Source organism: Pseudomonas sp. SMSB3, assembly GCF_052041965.1.
Taxonomy (GTDB): Bacteria; Pseudomonadota; Gammaproteobacteria; order Pseudomonadales; family Pseudomonadaceae; genus Aquipseudomonas.
Map to the genome: position 1 here is coordinate 1 of NZ_JBKGGV010000058.1, position 295 is coordinate 295.

A 295-nucleotide genomic window follows, 5' to 3' on the forward strand; every position below is an offset into this window, starting at 1 on the left:
GGCCGATGGCGCCAGCGGCAAGCACCTGGTGGCCTATCTGGTGGCCGAGCAGGGCGAAACGCTGGAGGCGGTCAAGGCGCACCTGGCGGCGGTGCTGCCGGACTACATGGTGCCGAGCCAGTGGGTGCTGCTCGAGCGCATGCCGCTGTCGCCCAACGGCAAGCTCGACCGCAAGGCGCTGCCCAAGCCTGAGCTGGGCCAGTCGCGGCGCGAGTTCGTAGCGCCGCAGAGCGAGCTGGAGCAACGCCTGGCCGGCATCTGGCAGGAGGTGCTCAAGGTCGAGCAGGTGGGCCTG

The 295-nt window shown here is 70.5% G+C and carries 1 protein-coding gene; it reads left to right on the forward strand.

Annotated features, from left to right (window positions below; translation table 11 throughout):
• The coding region (locus tag ACLEJW_RS23275) for an AMP-binding enzyme (RefSeq protein ID WP_440778337.1) at positions 1-295 on the forward strand (295 nt) is incomplete at both ends.